The 16,551-nt window shown below is 62.9% G+C and carries 14 protein-coding genes and 2 pseudogenes; 6 read left to right on the top strand and 10 right to left on the bottom strand.

The window, feature by feature from the left end:
• The first annotated feature begins 75 nt into the window (after positions 1-75).
• The 3 genes from AC5PZ0_RS12730 to AC5PZ0_RS12720 all read left to right on the top strand — a co-directional run bounded on the left by AC5PZ0_RS12730 (position 76) and on the right by AC5PZ0_RS12720 (position 4,709).
• Positions 76-1,536, top strand: a complete 1,461-nt coding sequence (locus tag AC5PZ0_RS12730; RefSeq protein WP_493855111.1) for a sensor histidine kinase — start codon at positions 76-78, stop codon at positions 1,534-1,536.
• Positions 1,537-1,819: 283 nt separating this feature from the next.
• On the top strand, positions 1,820-3,313 hold the full coding sequence (locus AC5PZ0_RS12725) for a sensor histidine kinase (protein WP_238213730.1): 1,494 nt from the start codon (positions 1,820-1,822) through the stop codon (positions 3,311-3,313).
• Positions 3,282-4,709, top strand: a complete 1,428-nt coding sequence (locus AC5PZ0_RS12720) for a sigma-54-dependent transcriptional regulator (RefSeq protein ID WP_493855110.1) — start codon at positions 3,282-3,284, stop codon at positions 4,707-4,709. Before AC5PZ0_RS12725 ends, AC5PZ0_RS12720 begins: the two co-directional genes overlap by 32 nt.
• 140 nt (positions 4,710-4,849) lie before the next feature.
• Here the strand turns inward: AC5PZ0_RS12720 and AC5PZ0_RS12715 are convergent.
• The 4 genes and pseudogenes from AC5PZ0_RS12715 to AC5PZ0_RS12700 form a co-directional block, all read right to left on the bottom strand.
• A pseudogene (locus tag AC5PZ0_RS12715) lies at positions 4,850-5,044 on the bottom strand (hypothetical protein); the annotation flags it as partial.
• 160 nt (positions 5,045-5,204) lie between these two features.
• Positions 5,205-5,495, bottom strand: a complete 291-nt coding sequence (locus tag AC5PZ0_RS12710) for a hypothetical protein (protein WP_099429221.1) — start codon at positions 5,493-5,495, stop codon at positions 5,205-5,207.
• Between the two features lie 91 nt (positions 5,496-5,586).
• Positions 5,587-6,939 carry a GntP family permease gene (locus AC5PZ0_RS12705; RefSeq protein ID WP_493855109.1) on the bottom strand — a complete coding sequence of 451 codons (1,353 nt, stop codon included), beginning with the start codon at positions 6,937-6,939 and terminating at the stop codon, positions 5,587-5,589.
• A gap of 112 nt (positions 6,940-7,051) precedes the next feature.
• Positions 7,052-7,591: a gluconokinase gene (locus AC5PZ0_RS12700; RefSeq protein WP_265969333.1), complete on the bottom strand. Its 540-nt coding sequence runs from the start codon at positions 7,589-7,591 to the stop codon at positions 7,052-7,054.
• A 207-nt stretch (positions 7,592-7,798) separates the two neighbouring features.
• Here AC5PZ0_RS12700 and gnuR point away from each other — a divergent pair, with 207 nt between their 5' ends.
• The 3 genes and pseudogenes from gnuR (at position 7,799) to AC5PZ0_RS12685 (ending at position 10,254) form a co-directional block, all read left to right on the top strand.
• Positions 7,799-8,818 carry a transcriptional regulator GnuR gene (gene gnuR, locus AC5PZ0_RS12695; protein WP_027593398.1) on the top strand — a complete coding sequence of 340 codons (1,020 nt, stop codon included), beginning with the start codon at positions 7,799-7,801 and terminating at the stop codon, positions 8,816-8,818.
• Positions 8,819-8,934: 116 nt separating this feature from the next.
• Positions 8,935-9,717, top strand: a pseudogene (locus tag AC5PZ0_RS12690) (PAS domain-containing protein); the annotation flags it as partial.
• 42 nt (positions 9,718-9,759) lie between these two features.
• Positions 9,760-10,254 (top strand): methyl-accepting chemotaxis protein, encoded by a 495-nt coding sequence (locus AC5PZ0_RS12685; protein WP_371097432.1) that lies wholly within the window; start codon positions 9,760-9,762, stop codon positions 10,252-10,254.
• Here the strand turns inward: AC5PZ0_RS12685 and AC5PZ0_RS12680 are convergent.
• From AC5PZ0_RS12680 to AC5PZ0_RS12655, 6 genes are all read right to left on the bottom strand, one after another.
• Positions 10,229-13,501 (bottom strand): transporter substrate-binding domain-containing protein, encoded by a 3,273-nt coding sequence (locus AC5PZ0_RS12680; RefSeq protein WP_493855108.1) that lies wholly within the window; start codon positions 13,499-13,501, stop codon positions 10,229-10,231. The two genes, AC5PZ0_RS12685 and AC5PZ0_RS12680, sit on opposite strands and share 26 nt — an antisense overlap.
• Positions 13,502-13,512: 11 nt before the next feature.
• Positions 13,513-14,127 (bottom strand): response regulator transcription factor, encoded by a 615-nt coding sequence (locus tag AC5PZ0_RS12675; protein ID WP_099454269.1) that lies wholly within the window; start codon positions 14,125-14,127, stop codon positions 13,513-13,515.
• A gap of 221 nt (positions 14,128-14,348) precedes the next feature.
• Positions 14,349-14,591, bottom strand: coding sequence for a DUF1272 domain-containing protein (locus AC5PZ0_RS12670; RefSeq protein ID WP_027593394.1), 243 nt, complete (start codon positions 14,589-14,591; stop codon positions 14,349-14,351).
• Positions 14,592-14,656: 65 nt separating this feature from the next.
• The gene (cobM, locus tag AC5PZ0_RS12665; RefSeq protein ID WP_493855107.1) at positions 14,657-15,409 is read right to left on the bottom strand and encodes a precorrin-4 C(11)-methyltransferase; all 753 of its coding nucleotides are present in this window, start codon (positions 15,407-15,409) and stop codon (positions 14,657-14,659) included.
• Positions 15,410-15,441: 32 nt separating this feature from the next.
• A complete protein-coding gene (locus AC5PZ0_RS12660) occupies positions 15,442-15,834 on the bottom strand; it encodes a cobalamin biosynthesis protein (protein WP_027593392.1) in 393 nt (130 codons plus the stop codon).
• A gap of 17 nt (positions 15,835-15,851) precedes the next feature.
• Complete coding sequence (locus tag AC5PZ0_RS12655) at positions 15,852-16,544, bottom strand: CbtA family protein (protein ID WP_027593391.1); 693 nt, start codon at positions 16,542-16,544, stop codon at positions 15,852-15,854.
• Positions 16,545-16,551: the final 7 nt, after the last annotated feature.

Below are 16,551 nucleotides of genomic sequence, written 5' to 3'. Positions count from 1 at the left end.
TGACATCAATTTAGAACCATGGTTCCCCCAACTCTGGGCTATAACCTTCAAAGGTGCCCAGCTGTGGAGTCCGCCATGGACATCGCCCCTCGTTCCGACGCCCTTGGAGTGCCTGCCGGTACCGAGGCGACAGCCCCACGCAAGCCGTTCAACCTGCTGCGCTGGTATGCCTGGGTCAGCCTGGCCATCATTCTCTCGGTGGCGGTCGGGCTGGGGCTGATCTCCAGCCGTTTCATCATCGATGAAAGCGTCGAGCGCGATGCGCTGTTGTCCGCTCAGTTCATCACCTCTATTGCTGATGCTGAAGTGCGCCATGTATCGATCCCCAATGTGCGCACCATGGGCGAATTGCTGGACCCGCGTACCGATCGCACGGCGCTGCCGGATGTCGACCCCGATGCCCGGCGCAAGGCTAGGGGCGAGTTTCTCGACCATATCGCCCACCTGCCGGACATGCTGCTGGCCAATATCTATGCGCCGGACCGCACGGTGATCTGGTCGACCAACCCGGCGCTGATCGGCAAGTTGATCGAAGGCGACGACGACCTGGACCGCGCCTTCGAGTACAAGATGCGGGTCTCGGCCAGCTACCACGACTTCGAGCGGGCACGCGAAGAGCAAAAGTTCGTGACCCCGCCTGAGCAGCTGTTCATCGAAAACTACATTCCGTTGTTCGACGCCGATGGCGAGCACGTCACGGCCATGGTGGAGATCTACAAGGAACCGCATGACCTGATCGTGCGCATCGAGCATGGCCTGATCCTCATCTGGCTGGCGATCACCGTCGGCGCCGGGCTGGTCTATATCGGCCTGTACGGCATCATGCGCCGGGCGGCCAAGCTGCTGGCGGTGCAACAGAAACGGCTGATCAACAATGAAACCTACGTAGCCCTGGGCGAGGTGTCTTCGGCGGTGGCACACAGCTTGCGCAACCCGCTGGCGAGCATCCGCTCCAGTGCCGAGCTTGCGCAGGCGTTCGACGAGGGCCCGGCGCAAAGGAACATCAACGACATCATCAGCCAAGTCGACCGCATGTCGCAGTGGATCCGCCAGCTGTTGCAGTCACTGCGCCCGCTCAATGACGAGGCGGTGGCGGTGGACCTGCCGCAGGCGCTGCAGGAAAGCCTGCAGACCTTTGCCGTGCCGCTGGCGCGCAGTGGCGTCACCCTCGACCTGCAACCGTTACCGGCGGTTCAGGTGTTGGGGCACCCGGCGTTACTGCGGCAGATTTTCAGCAGTTTGATTGCCAACGCATTGGAGTCGATGGAGCAGGGCGGGAAGTTGCGTGTCGAGGTGGTGCGCCACGACCGGCGCGGCCTGACGCTGCGCCTGTCCGATAGCGGCAAGGGCATGACCGAGCAACAGCAGCGCATGGCCTTCAGGCCGTTCTTCACCACCAAACAGGGCGGGCTGGGCGTTGGCCTGGTTTTGGTCAAACGCATCATGGAGCGCTTTGGTGGCGCGGTGAGGTTGAGTAGCAGCCTAGGGCATGGCACCCGCGTTTCGCTGAATTTCAGGTTGGCGAAGTGTTCCTAGTGGGCTTTAGGTTAGGCTCGTAAATGCATGATTTATAACAAATAGATTTTTTTGGGTAATTGTTACCCAAAAGTGGGGACTGAGGCTTGATCTGGGTTTAATAAGTTCTTTCAAGTGCTTGAAAAATATGAATATGCCTTTTCTTTCGTCGACTGGCTGATTTTTTGCAACGTGAGCATGGCAACAACGGGTCGCCTTGGTGACCTAGGTGAAGTGCCATTAAATTGCTACTAATCGTGGCAGGGTGCGCTTCAGAACGGACGCCCAGCGCGGGAACCCCTCAATGCAGATGCTGGAAAACGAAGTGCCCGACAAAGCGTCTGCGGCCACCAGTGGTTTTGCGGCGCCGTTGCGCGAGTTCAACCTTTTGCGTTGGTTTTCGATCATCAGCCTGTTGATCATCGCCTCGGTGGCCGGTGGCTTGGGCTATGTGTCGACGCGCTTCGTGGTCCGCGACAGCGTGGAGCGCGATGCCATGCTCACCGCCCAATTCATCCAGGCCATGGCCCAGGCCGAGGTCCGCCATTCGCAACTGCCGCCGGGCACCACCATGGGCGAACTGCTCGATCCGCGCCTGGACCTGCAGCACCTGCAGTTCACCCCGGCGTTGGCCGAATCGACCCGTGTCGAATTCCTCGACCACGTCGAACACCTGCCCGATACCCTGTTGGCCAACGTCTACGCCCGCGACCGGACCATTGTCTGGTCCACCAACCCTCAGTTGATTGGCGAGCGGATCGAGGAGGATGGCGACCTGGAGCGCGCGTTCCGTTCGCGCAAAGCGGTGTCTGCCAGCTACCACCAGGCCGAGGACGACCGTGAAGAACAGAAGTTTCTGCGCGAACCCAAGTACCTGTTCATCGAGAACTACATCCCGCTGTTCGACAGCCAGGGCGAGCAGGTGCTGTCGATGGTGGAAATCTACAAGGAGCCGCAGGACCTGATCCGGCGTATCCAGCGCGGTTATGTACTGATCTGGGCCTCGACCCTGGTGGGTGGCGCGCTGATTTACTTTGGCCTGTTCTGGATCGTGCGCCGGGCAGCGCTGATGCTCAACCAGCAGCAAGACCGCCTGGTAGCCAGTGAAACCTACGTGGCACTGGGCGAAATGTCCTCTGCGGTGGCCCACAGCCTGCGCAACCCGTTGGCCAACATCCGCTCCAGCGCCGAACTGGCCCAGGAGATCGCCAACCCCACCGCACAAAAGAACATCACCGACATCATCAGCCAGGTCGACCGCATGTCACGTTGGGTGCGCGACTTGCTGGTGTCGTTGCGCCCGACCAGTGACGAGCCCGAGGCCGTGGACCTGGTCGCGTCCATCGAGGACACCCACCTGGCCTTCGCCCAGCAGATGGCGCGCAACGGCGTGCAGTTCTGCTACGAGGGCCCTGACGTACAGTGTGTGGCCAGCCAACCGCTGCAGCTGACGCAAATCCTCAACAGCTTGTTTTCCAATGCCCTTGAAGCCATGCCGGCAGGCGGTGTGCTGCGCGCAGAAGTGAGCGTGCAGGACGGCCAACGCGCCGTGCTGCTGCTCAGCGATACCGGCAAGGGCATGAGCCAACAGCAGGAACGGATGGTGTTCAAGCCGTTCTTCACCACCAAGCAGGGCGGCCTCGGTGTTGGTCTGGCCCTGGTGCAACGCATCATGGAGCGTTTTGGCGGCTCGGTCAGCCTGAGCAGCCGCGAAGAGGAAGGAACCCGCGTAAGCCTTACTTTCAATATCGCAGCGGGAGGGGACCATGGAACACAGCATCCTGGTAGTCGAGGATGATGAAATCCTTGCTGACAACATACGCACCTACCTGAGCCTCAAGGGTTACGAGGTGACGGTCTGCCACAGCGCGGAGCTTGCGCTGGAGCAGATCAAGCAGGCCCAGCCCGATGCGGTGCTGACCGACAACTCGTTGCCAGGCATGAGTGGGCATGACCTGTTGCGCGTGCTGGTGGCGCAGGCGCCGGCGCTCAAGGTCATCATGATGACGGGCTATGGCAATGTCGAAGACGCGGTACAGGCGATGAAGGAGGGCGCCTTTCATTACCTGACCAAGCCGGTGGTGCTGGCCGAGCTTAAACTGACCCTGGACAAGGCCCTGGCGGCTGAACGGATGGAGCGCACCTTGTCGTTCTACCAGGAGCGCGAGGCGCAGAAGTCCGGGCTGCAGGCACTGATTGGCGAGTCGCCGGTGATGCACAGCCTCAAGCACACCCTGCGCCAGGTGCTGGATGCCGAGCGGCGCATGGCCAGCGACGATCTACCGCCGGTGTTGGTTGAGGGCGAGACCGGTACTGGCAAGGAACTGGTGGCCCGGGCCCTGCATTTTGATGGCTCGCGCAGCAAGGGCCCATTCATCGAATTCAACTGCGCATCGATCCCGGCCAACTTGCTGGAGGCGGAGTTGTTTGGCCATGAAAAAGGCGCGTTCACCGATGCCAAGGAACGTCGCGTAGGCCTGGTCGAGGCCGCAGATGGCGGCACGCTGTTCCTTGATGAAATCGGCGAGATGGACCTTGTGTTGCAGGCCAAGCTGCTCAAACTGCTGGAGGATCGCAGCATCCGCCGCATTGGCGCGGTGAAGGAGCGCAAGGTCGACTTGCGGGTGATCAGCGCTACCAACTGCAACCTCGAACAGATGGTGCAGCAAGGCAAGTTCCGCCGCGACCTGTTCTTCCGGCTACGCATCATCGCCTTGAAGGTACCGCGGCTGTATACCCGGGGGCAGGATATTCTGCTGTTGGCCAGGCATTTTTTAGCGCACCACGGGCGGCGCTATGGCAAGCCGAACCTGCGTTTTTCCGCCGAGGCAGAGGCCCTGATGCTGGGCTACAGCTGGCCTGGCAACGTGCGCGAACTGCGCAACATGCTGGAGCAGACGGTGTTGCTGGCACCCAATGAGGTGGTGCAATCGCATCAGTTGAACCTGTGCATGACGCTGATCGACGAGCCGTTGATACAGCAACAGGCGCCCGCCGTATTCGAGATGCCACGGCATGAGCCAGAACCGGGTACCAGCCTGCCGGACATGGAGCGGGATTTAGTGTGCAAGACCCTGGACCGGACTGACTGGAATGTGACCAAGTCGGCGCGGATGCTGGGGCTGTCGCGGGATATGCTGCGTTACCGGATCGAGAAGCTGGGGTTGACCAGGCCAGACAAACGGCAGTGGTGACCTCACGGCTTCGGCCATGCGCGATCTGGGTACGATCTGTGTAGGAGCAGCCTTGTGCTGCGAAGAGGCCGGTACTAGCAGCGAAGATTCACTGTGTAATTGCCGGCCTCTTCGCAGCACAAGGCTGCTCCTACAGGGGCTCAAGGGTTGCCCGTACTCGTGCCTTGGCGCCCAGTACCTTCCGAGCCACTGCCATCCATCCCTGGCAAATCCCGCCCATCATTCTGGGTGGCTGGCGGGCTCTCGGGGTCATTGCCCTCGATCCGCGGGTCGGTGTCACGTGGCATCGGCTTTTCAATCGTGTTGAGCGTGCTGTCTACACCCGGTGTCGGCGCCTGACAAGCGGCAGTGGTAACCTCACGGCTTCGGCCATGCGCGATCTGGGTACGATCTGTGTAGGAGCAGCCTTGTGCTGCGAAGAGGCCGGTACTAGCAGCGAAGATTCACTGTGTAATTGCCGGCCTCTTCGCAGCACAAGGCTGCTCCTACAGGGGCTCAAGGGTTGCCCGTGCTCGTGCCTTGGCGCCCAGTACCTTCCGAGCCACTGCCATCCATCCCTGGCAAATCCCGCCCATCATTCTGGGTGGCTGGCGGGCTCTCGGGGTCATTGCCCTCGATCCGCGGGTCGGTGTCGCGTGGCATCGGCTTTTCAATGGGGTTGAGCGTGCTGTCTACACCCGGCGTCGGCGCTGGGTTGTGCGGGTCGTCGGGGTAGGTGGGCCCAGTGCCGACCGCCAGGGCCAGCGGTGAAACCAGTACGGCTGCAAGCAGGAAAGGGCGGATCATGGGGCAGGCTCCTTTGCATCGGGATGGGGGCAAGGCTTCTATTCGATTGGGCCATCAAGCCCGCACCTGGTGCCCCCACCCCGATCAACGGTCACACCACCATCGACAGCAACATGATGAAGATGATGCCGACCACCGAAAGGATGGTCTCCATCATGCTCCAGGTCTTGAAGGTCTCGGCCACGGTCATGTTGAAGTACTGTTTCACCAGCCAGAACCCGGCATCGTTGACGTGTGACAGGATCAGCGAGCCGGCGCCAGTGGCCAGCACCAGCAGCTCACGGTTGACCCCAGGCACCAGGTCGATCACCGGTGCCACGATGCCCGCGCCCGTGATGGTCGCGACCGTCGCCGAACCCGTGGCAATGCGGATCACCGCCGCCACCAGCCAGGCCAGCATGATCGGCGAGATTTCGGCCTGCACGGCCATCTGCCCGATCACGTTGCCGACACCGGTATCCACCAGCATCTGCTTGAAGCCGCCACCGGCACCGACGATCAGCACGATGGCGGCGGTGGGCGCCAGGCTCTGGTCGAGCATCTTCATGATCTGCTGGCGGTTGAAGCCACGCGCCGCGCCGAAGGTGTAGAAGCCCAGCAGCAACGCAGCGAGCAGGGCGGTGATGGGGTGGCCGATCAGGTCCATCCATTGGCGCACGATGTGCTCGGCCGGCAGGACGACGTCGGCGAAGGTCTTGAGCAGCATCAACGCCACTGGCAGCAGTACCGTGACCAACGTGATGGTGAAGCTCGGCAGGTTGCCCTGGTCGGACTCCTTGGCGATCTGGTCCATCAGCTCCTGGGACGGGTTGCCCGGGATATAGCGTGAAATGAAGTTACCGAACAGCGGGCCGGCAATGATCGCGGTGGGCAGCGCGACGATCAGGCCGTAGAAGATGGTCTTGCCGATGTCGGCATGGAAGATGCCGATCGCCAGCAACGGCCCCGGGTGCGGCGGCACCAGGCCGTGAACCACGGACAGGCCGGCCAGCAGCGGTATGCCGATTTTTACCAGCGAAACGCCGGAGCGCCGGGCGACGATGAACACCAACGGGATCAGCAACACGAAGCCGATCTCGAAGAACAGCGGAATACCAACCAGGAAGGCGGCGAACATCATGGCCCAGTGCACGTTCTTCTTGCCGAAGGCGCGGATCAGGGTCTGGGCGATCTGGTCGGCGCCGCCGGAGTCGGCCATCAGCTTGCCGAGCATGGTGCCCAGCGCGAGGACGATACCGACGAAGCCCAGCACGCCGCCGAAACCGTCCTGGAACGATTTCATTACCTTGGCCACCGGCATGCCGGAGGTGAGGCCGAGGAAGCCAGCCGCGAGGGTGAGGGCGACGAAGGGGTGCACTTTGAAATGGGTGATCAGCAGGATCAGCCCGACGATGGTGACCAGTGCGTCGAGCAGCAGGAAGGTATCAGTAGCCAGTCCGAACATGGTTTTAATGCCTCGGTCTTATCGTTGTTTTGGGCGTAACGTTATGGAACTTTCAGGCGCTTTCATTGGTCGAGACAGCGCTGTCTTGGGTGAGCCGGATAAACCGCCAGGTTCAGGCGGTTTGCGCCAGGTCCCGCTCACCGCAAGGCTTTAGCCAGGTGTCTACCGTATTAGCCAAGGCATCGATGGCCTGGGTGGCGTCCAGTGACAAGGTCCGTGGCTCGCCATTCGGCGATTCGAGGGCCGCAAACTGGCTGTCGATGAGGCTCGCCGGCATGAAATGCCCAGGGCGCGCCAAGACCCGCTTTTCGGCTTCGGCAGGGGTCAGCTCAAGGAACACGAACGCCAGGCCCGGCATGGACGCGCGCAACGTTTCGCGGTAACGGCGCTTGAGTGCCGAGCAGGTCAGGATCGGGCGTTCACCCGACTGCACTGTGGCTTGCAGCTCCTGGCCCAGGCGCACCAGCCAGCCGGCTCGGTCGTTATCGTCCAGGGGGATGCCAGCGCTCATCTTGCGGATGTTTTCGGCAGGGTGGAAAGCGTCGCCTTCGATCAGGCGGCCGCCGCTTCTGGCAGCGATGGCAGCGCCGACGCAGCTTTTGCCGCAGCCAGCCACGCCCATCACCACAATGGCGGACAGGGGAGAATTCATCAGTACCTCCTGCGGGGTGAGATAGCGCTGTCTCGTCGTTGACGAACAGCCACCTCCCCGGTGTTATTGGTCTTGTCCTTACGCAGTATGGACGCTTGGCACAGTGCACGTGGAACCGCTACCAAAGATTACATTGCCTGCGTCCTGAGACAGCGCTACCTTAGTGGCCGTTCCCCTCCCTTGGCAAGTAGTAAAATTACAACATCCATGTCCCGCACAGGCTCTCGCACCACCGGTCGTCCTACCCTGGCAGAAGTCGCCAGGCTTTCCGGGGTTTCCCCGATCACCGCATCCCGCGCCTTGCGCGGCGTCAGCACGGTTGCCCCGGCGCTGGTGGAAAAGGTTGCCGCTGCTGCGGCCAGCCTGGGCTATGTCGCCAACCCGGCAGCCCGCGCACTGGCTTCGGCGCGCAGCCAGTCGGTGGTGGTACTGATCCCGTCGTTGTCCAACCAGTTGTTCATCGACACCCTCGAAGCCATTCACGAGGTGATGCGCCCGCGAGGGCTTGAGGTGTTGATCGGTAACTATCACTACGACATTGCCGAAGAAGAAAACCTGATCCGTAACTACTTGGCCTACCAGCCTTGCGGCATGCTGCTGACTGGTTTCGAGCGCAGTGACGCCGCGCGGCAGATGCTGGCGGCCAGTGGCGTGCCCTGCGTGCACATGATGGAGCTGGGCGGCGAGGCGGGCGCGTTGTCGGTGGGCTTCTCGCAGCAACAGGCCGGGCGGGCTGCGGCCAGGCACTTGATCGAGCGTGGGCGGCGCCGGCTAGCGTTCATTGCCGCGCAGCTCGACCCACGGGTGATGCAGCGTGCCGAAGGCTTCCGCCAGGCCCTCGCCGAGGCAGGGCTGCAGTCGACGGAGCTGGAAATCCTTGCACCGGAGCCTTCCTCGATCGCGCTGGGCAGTGCGTTGTTCAGCCAGCTGATGCAACAGGCGCCGGATGTCGACGGTATCTTCTTCTGCAACGACGACCTGGCCCAGGGTGCGGTCCTGCAGGCACTGCGCCAGGGCGTGGAAGTACCCCGCGAGGTGGCGATGGTCGGCTTCAACGACTTGCCCGCTTCTGCGCACATGGTCCCGCGGCTGACCTCTATTCGCACGCCGCGGGCTGCCGTTGGTCGGGGCGCCGCGCAGGCCCTGCTGGCGTTGCTTGACGGCAAGCGGGTGGCCACCGAGCAGCAAGACCTTGGTTTCGAGTTGATGGTGCGCGAAAGCTCGTGACACGCGGTGCCTGAGTAGCGCTTGGGGTGTTAATTACAAAGTGATATCAATGTGCTTGCACGGCGCAGTTGCCCATCTATGCTCAGGACACCCCGCGCATAAAGGAGCCCGGCGTCATGTTCGATTTCCATCGCAAGTCCGACTTGGTCGAGATTCAGCGTAGTCACCAGGCACTGGCCAGCGCGCAAGCGAAACTGGCGGCAATCAGCCGTTCGATGGCGATGATCGAGTTCGCGCCCGACGGCACCATTCTCGACGCCAACGAGCGTTTCTGCCAGGCCATGGGTTACAGCGTCGAAGAGCTACGCGGCAAGCACCATCGGTTGTTTTGCGACCCGGCCTACGTCAAGACGGCCGAGTATCAGCAGCTTTGGCGTGAATTGGGGCAGGGCAAGGCCATCAGCGGGACCTTCGAGCGCGTCGACAAGGCAGGGCGGGAGGTTTGGCTCGAAGCCAGCTACATGCCGGTGCTGGATGAGCAGCGCCAGGTCACCAGCGTGATCAAGGTGGCGTCGGACATCAGCCAGCGCGTTATGCAAGAGCACGAGAGCGAGAGCCTGCTCAAGGCCATCGGCCGCTCCATGGCGGTGATCGAGTTCACCCCTGCCGGGCGGGTGATCAAGGCCAACCAGAACTTTCTCACCACCATGGGCTACCGCCTGGAAGAGGTGGTCGGGCGCCACCACGGGCTGTTCTGCCTGCCCCAGGAGCGGGAGTCGTCGGCGTACCGTGAGTTCTGGGCCTCGCTCAACCGCGGGGAATACCATTCGCACCGCTTCGAGCGCATCAACAAGCAAGGCCAGACGGTCTTTCTCGAAGCCTCCTACAACCCGATCTTCGACAGCAAGGGCCGGCTGTACAAGGTGGTGAAGTTCGCCAGCGACATCACCAGCCAGGTCTGCACCCAGCAAAGTGCCGCCGATGCCGCCCACGCCAGCTCCATGCAAACCGATGCCTGCGCCCGCAAGGGCACCGAGGTGGTACAGCAGGCGGTGCAGGTGATCGAACAGATTTCCCAGGAGCTCAATGACGCCGCACGCAGTATCGATGCAGTCAGCAAGCAGTCGGACGTGATCGGGCAGATCGTGTTGACCATTCGCGGCATCGCCGACCAGACCAACCTGCTGGCATTGAACGCGGCCATTGAGGCCGCGCGCGCTGGCGAACATGGGCGCGGTTTTGCCGTGGTCGCCGATGAAGTGCGCAACCTGGCGGCGCGTACCAGCAAAGCCACCTTGGAGATCGTCGATGTGGTGCGGCAAAACCATGACCTGTCGCTGTTGGCGGTGGCGAGCATGCAGTCGAGCCTGACGCGTACCGGCCATGGCGTGGCCCTGGCCAACGAGGCCGGCACGGTGATCATGGAAATCCAGCAAGGGTCACGCCACGTGGTCGATGCGATCAGCCAGATCAACTCGACGTTGCAATTGCACTGAGGGCGGCACTGAGTTCGTGCAACAGGGCCTGCATGCTGGCTTGCAGTTGCTGGCGCAGTTCAGCCGTTGGCAGCCCTTGGGCCTGCGCCTGTTCGATGGCTTCGCAGTGCTTGACCAGCGTGCGCATCTTGAGCATTTTTGCCCCACCCTTGATGCGGTGGGCCAAGGCGCGCACGGCATCGCTATCCGCCTCTGGCCCGAGCGCACACAGAGCGGCCAAATCTTCACTGGCGCTTTGTGACAGCTGTTCGAGCAGGTGCCGGGTGAGCTGTTCATCGTCCTGAGTCAGGTGGCGCAACTCGCTCAGGTTGAAACCGCTGCCTTGGGCCTGCACAGGCGGTGTGTGCGTGCTGGCCTGGGGCAGGTGGTTTTTCAGGGTTTGCAGGCCAATCGGCTTGAACAGGCATTCGTCCATGCCACTGGCCAGGCAGCGGGCACGTTCCTCGGCCTGCGCGTTGGCGGTGACGCCGAGGATCCTGCAGGCCATCAAATCGCCCTCGTGTTCCAGCTTGCGTATGCGGCGGGTCAGTTCGTGGCCGTCCATGATCGGCATGCTGCAGTCGGTAATCACCAAGTCGAAGCGCGCAGCCTGCCACCGGGCCAGCGCGATTTCGCCGTTTTCAGCCAGGGTAACGCGATGCCCTAATGTGTGCAGTTGCCGCTCCAGTAACAGCAGGTTGGCGGGGTAGTCGTCGACCACCAGAATGTTCAGCGGCCCGCTGCTGGCTTCCAGCACTGGGGCGCGCTGTTCGGCAGGCGCGGGGGCTTGGCTGGCGGGCAACTGCAGGCAGACTTGCACCTTGCTGCCCACGCCTTCGACGCTGTGCAGGCTCAGCGTGCCGCCCATCAATTCGGCCAGGGTGCGGCTGATCACCAGACCCAGCCCGGCGCCCTGGCGTGCCCGCGGGCCATCGGCCTGGGCGAAGGCATTGAACAACCGGGCCTGGTCTTTCGGGCTGATCCCAATGCCGGTGTCGCGTACACAGAGTTCGACCTGCAGGTCGCTCTTTGCGTCGGCAGGCGACAGGGTAAGGCTGACGTGCACTTCGCCGCGCTCGGTGAACTTGATGGCGTTGCTGATCAGGTTGGACAGTACCTGCTTGAGCCGCAAAGGGTCTGCCATCACCCAGCCAGGTGAGGTAGGCAGCGCGCTGTGCAGGTGCAGGCCTTTGATCCGCGCATTGCCTTCGAATACCCGCAGCGTGTTGCGCACCAGTTCGACCAGGTTGATCGGCACCGGCTGCAGGGTCATGTGCCCGGACTCGATGCGCGAGATGTCGAGGATGTCGCCGATCAACTCCAGCAGGCCAATGGCCGAGTCGTGGGCGGTCTGCAGGGTCTGGGTATCACAGCGGCCGGCGCGGCTGTCTTCCAGGGCCAATTCGAGCAGGCCGATCACCGCATTCATCGGTGTGCGGATTTCATGGCTCATGGTGGCCAGGAAGGTGCTTTTGGTCTGGCTGGCCTGTTCGGCATCGTCCTTGGCCTGGCGCAGCTGTTCGAGCAGGCCGCGGCTCAAGGCTAGCTGGGCTTGCAGGGCGTGCTGGGCGTCGGTGCGTTGGTGGATCAATTTGCGCAGGTAGGTATTCCAGAACACCACCCCGGCCAACAGCAGGGCGGACAGCACCAGCACTTGTAGCGCCAGCGTGCGGTAGTCGCGCCATGGGCTGTCACTGACCAGCGTGCTGGTGCGCCAGCGGTTGATCAGTTGGTCCAGTTCTTCGGGGGGGATGCTCAGCAGCGCCTTGTCGAGTATGGCCTGCAGCTGAGGTTGGTCCGGGGCCACGGCAAATGCCGCGATGGCTGGGCTGTCGTCCAGCACGCTGGCAATGCGCAATTGGTCCTTGAACACATGGTTGATGTAGTAGGTGGCGTTGATGTAGTTGCTCAGGGCCACGTCGGCGGCGCCACTGGCCACCGTCTCCATCAGGCCGAGGGGGTTGTCCACTTCGACCACCTTGGCGCGTGGAAAGCGGCGCTGCAGTTCTGCGCGCTGTGGCGAACCACGTACCAGGGCGACACGCTGGCCATCGAGGGCTTTGGCCTGCGCCGATGAGGTGGCGTCGTTGCGGGTCACCAATACCCTGGGGCTGACCAGGTAAGGGCGGGTGAAGCGCAGCTGTTTGGCACGCTCGGTGCCGTAGCCCAGCGCACCGATCATCTGCGCGTCGCCGCGCGCCAGGCGCTCGATCATCGCCTGCGCCGACTGGCTCTCGATCGGTTTGAAGTGCAGGCCCGTGCGCAGGGAAATCTGCTTGAGCAGCTCCAAGGTGATGCCGTTGGTACGGTGCTGCGCATCGTTGAACGTCAGCGGTGCCAGTGAGGTGTTGACCAGTACCTTGACGGTCGGGTTGTGGGCGATCCAGGCTGCCTCTTCGGCGGTCAAGGCGGTCAGGTGGCGCTCCAGCAGCAGGCTGGTGTTACCGCTGGTCCAGCGGCGCAGAATGGTCAGGCGCTCGCTCTCGGTGATTCTGGCCAAGGCCTTGTCGACCAACCCGCGCAAACGGGGGTTGTCGTCAGCCATGGCAAACGCAAAGGCACCCGGCGCCACCTGGCAGAAATGGTCGATCTTCAAGGTGCCCTGGTAACTCTTGCCAATAAAGAAGTCGGTGCTGATGGCATCGCCCAGGTAGGCGTCGGCCTCACCCAGATCGACCGCGGCAAGGCCAGCCAGGGTCGAGCGGTACAGGCTTAATTGCGCTTTGGGGTACAGCGAGCGCACGGCGCTGGCGGGCAGGTAGTGGTCGACCATGGCCAGGCGCAGGCCGTCGAGGTCGAGGGCGTTTTTCAGGGTGCGGCCTTCGCGGGTGACGATGACCGGCAGGTCGTCGGCGTAAGGCGAACTGAGGCCTAATTTGGCATCCGCCGCCTCGAAGGCGTTGGAGCTGCCGAGCAGGTCGATGCGCCCCTCGCGCAGCGCGGCGATGGCTGCGTGGCGGTTGTCGAAGCGTCGCACCTCGACCGGGATCCCCAACTGCTCGGCGATGATGCCTGCATAGTCGGCGCTCAGGCCTTCGTAATCACGTTCGCTGATGTTGATTTCGAACGGCGGATAGTCAGGCCGTGAGCTGCCCAGTACCAGCTGGCCGCGCTGCTGCAGCCATTCGCGGTCCTGGTCGCTCAGTTGCAAGGGCGGCGCGGCGCTGATCGAGCGCGCCAGCAGTTGCCTTGGCTCGCTGTCGGCGAACAGCCCGGGCGAACTGGCCACGCCGATGGCCAATAGGGTGATCGCCAGCAGGCGCTTCATGGCGACTGGGCTCAGTTGACGCTATTGCGTTTGGCCAGATCGACCATTTCTACCAAAGACTCGGTCTTGAGCTTGTCCATGATGCGGCCTCGGTAGGTGCTGATGGTTTTGGCGCTGAGGTTCATGCAGGTGCCTATATTCTTGTTGTTTTCACCGCGTGCCAGGCGCCGTAGCACTTCCATTTCGCGGTTGGACAAGCTGCCCAGGCGTATCGACTCACTCTCCAGCGAATTGCTGTTGACCGACATCTGCGGGAAGGTCGAATAGCCTTTTACCAAGGCCTTGAGCGCGAACAGCAGGGCCTCGTGGTCTTCGTCCTTGGTGACGAAGGCACCGATGCCGGCATCCAGGCAACGCCTCACGTACAGGTCGGTGGCCTGCCCGGTCAGCACCATGATCTTGGGCACTGGCTCCAGGCACTGAAGCCGTTTGATGACCTCCATGCCGTCCAGGCCGGGCAAACCGATGTCCAGCAGCACCACGTCCGGCCGCAATTCGCGTGCTGCCTGAGCCACTTCGCTGCCATTGGCAACTTCACCCACGACGTGAAAGCGCTCCCGCTCGAGCAGCAGGCGCAGGGAGAGCCGGACAATAGGGTGGTCGTCGACGATCAGGACGGTAGTCATGAAGAAAACTCCTGTAGGGCTGTGGTCCGCTTCCTGGAACACTCAGGAATACGTCTGCAAGGGGGTTTATCGGAAGCGCTGCAAGATACGGCCATTCCCTACGTTTGGTAATGCCGAGTATAGAGTTGTTGAATAACCCTGTAGGTGTTGTTGAAAATTCCTACAAAAACAGGGATAGGCACCGCCCGCGTGGCGTGGCGATGCCTATTTGCACAAGGCCGTTAGGCGCAAGCGGTGTGAGGTTTGCGCACGCGCTGGGTCGAGGCGGGGTTGTTGGCCAGTGCTTGGCCGACCCGTGGCGGGCGTGCCAGCAACTGGCCGGAGCAGTTGGGGCAGCGGCCGTGCAGGCGGGTGTCGGCGCAGGCACGGCAGAAGGTGCATTCGAAGGAGCAGATCAAGGCGTCTGGGCTATCACCCGGCAGGTCAGCGTCGCAGCACTCGCAATTGGGTCGTAATTCCAGCATTGGCGTAGCTCCAGGTGGCAGGGGGAACCTTGAGTCTGCTACGCCTGCGCTAACGCTGGCAATGCTCAGTCGCCAGGGCGATAGAGGTGCGCGTGCCCGGCACGGTACAAGGCCGATTCGGCGAAAGGCGTGTCACCCAGCACATGGCCGACAAGAATCAGGGCCGTGCGGCGAAAATCCTTAAGCGCCACGCGCTCGACGATGTCGTCAAGGGTGCCCCGCACCCAGTCCTGGTCCGGCCAGGTGGCGCGATGGACCACGGCAACTGGGCATTGCGGGCCGTAGTGCGGCAACAGTTCGCTGACAATACGCGGCAAGTTTTTTACGCCCAGGTGGATGGCCAAGGTGCTGCCATGGCGCGCCAGGTCGGCCAGTTGCTCGCCGGGCGGCATCGGCGAAGTGTCGCCAAAGCGCGTGAGAATCACCGTTTGCGACACCTGTGGCAGGGTCAGCTCGCAGCCCAGTAGGGCCGCACTGGCGGCAGTGGCGGTCACGCCTGGGATGATCTGGTAATCGATGCCCAGCTCACGCAGGTGGCGGATCTGCTCGCCGATTGCGCCATACAGGCTCGGGTCACCGCTGTGCACGCGGGCCACGTCCTGGCCGTTCGCGTGTGCCGTGCGCATGGCACTGATGATCTGTTCCAAGTGCAGTTCGGCGCTGTTGATCACGGTCACGGCCTGGTGGCCTTCGAGCACAGCCGCGGGTACCAGCGAGCCGGCATAGATGATCACTGGGCACTGGCGGATCAGGCGCTGGCCCTTGACCGTGATCAGTTCCGGGTCGCCGGGGCCGGCGCCGATGAAGTAGACCGTCATGGAAAGTCCTTGCGATGAAAGGGATGCTGCAATTATCGCCCGCAGGCCAGGGCGAGGGTAGCCGGCCCGAGCACTTGGCGTGTGACCCGCAGCCGGGCCGTGCCGAGGTGCTGGCTGGCCATGGCCAGCGCCGCGCTTTCTGCGACGCCCCAACAACCGCTGTGCGCATGGGCGATGGCCGAGCGATAGCTTAGCAGGGGTTCGTAGGGCTGAAGTTGCCCGGCATCGTACAGCAGCAAGGGCAGGCCAAGGCGTTTGGCCAGTTGCTGCAGGCCAGGTTCGTCGGCCTTGAGGGCGATGCTGGCGATACCGCGCAGTCCTGACAGCGCCAAGCCATGGTCAGCCAAGGCTTGGCGCAGCAGGTTTTCGAGGGTGTCCGCCGGGCAACCCCGGCGGCAGCCAAAGCCGGCGTACAGCGCCGGCAGGGTCGCGTCTAAAACCATCAGGCCTGGCTGGAGCGGCGGTACAGCCACGCGCTGAGCAGGCCCAGGGCCAGCCAGAAGGCGGCGTTGGTCAGCCAGCTGGCGACCTTGAACTGGGCTTCCAGGGCTTCAGGCGCGAGGCTTTGATGCACCTCAGGTTGCGGTGCACCGATGACATGCGGCAGTACCAGCAGCACGGCGCCTAGCGCTTTAACCAGCCAGTGGCGGGCAAATACCAACAGGGCCAGGCCCAGTGCGGTAGCGCTTGCGGTGCCGATCCACCAGGCCTGGCGTTGCCCCAGGTCAGCGGCAGCGGTGCCTGGCAGCTCTGGCGGCAGGCCCAGGGTAGGGGCCAGGCAGAACACGGCGAACCCCGCCAGGCCCCACAGGGCGCCGGTGCCCGCGCGCTTCGGTTCACGCAGGCTGTACAGGGCGACCAGTATCAGCGCGAAGCCTACCGCTACCACCAGGTTGCCCCCGGTGGTGGACAGCACGCGTTGCCAGCCGTCTTCAGGCGACCAGGCTTCGGCGCTGTGTTCATGGGCCGCGGCCCCTTCGGCGCCGTGTTCGTGATGCTCGGCAACAGGGGCTGCGGATTCGTAGGTTTCTGCTTCAAGGATCAACGGGGCAACCCAGAAGCTTTGCAGCAGGGTCAGCAGCAAGGCCGCGAGCAGCCCGCTGAAGCCCGCGGTACGGGCAATGCGCATGATCATGGGGCGT

Source organism: Pseudomonas sp. 5.2 (assembly GCF_059025405.1).
This window is presented reverse-complemented; position numbering and strand designations above follow the sequence as displayed.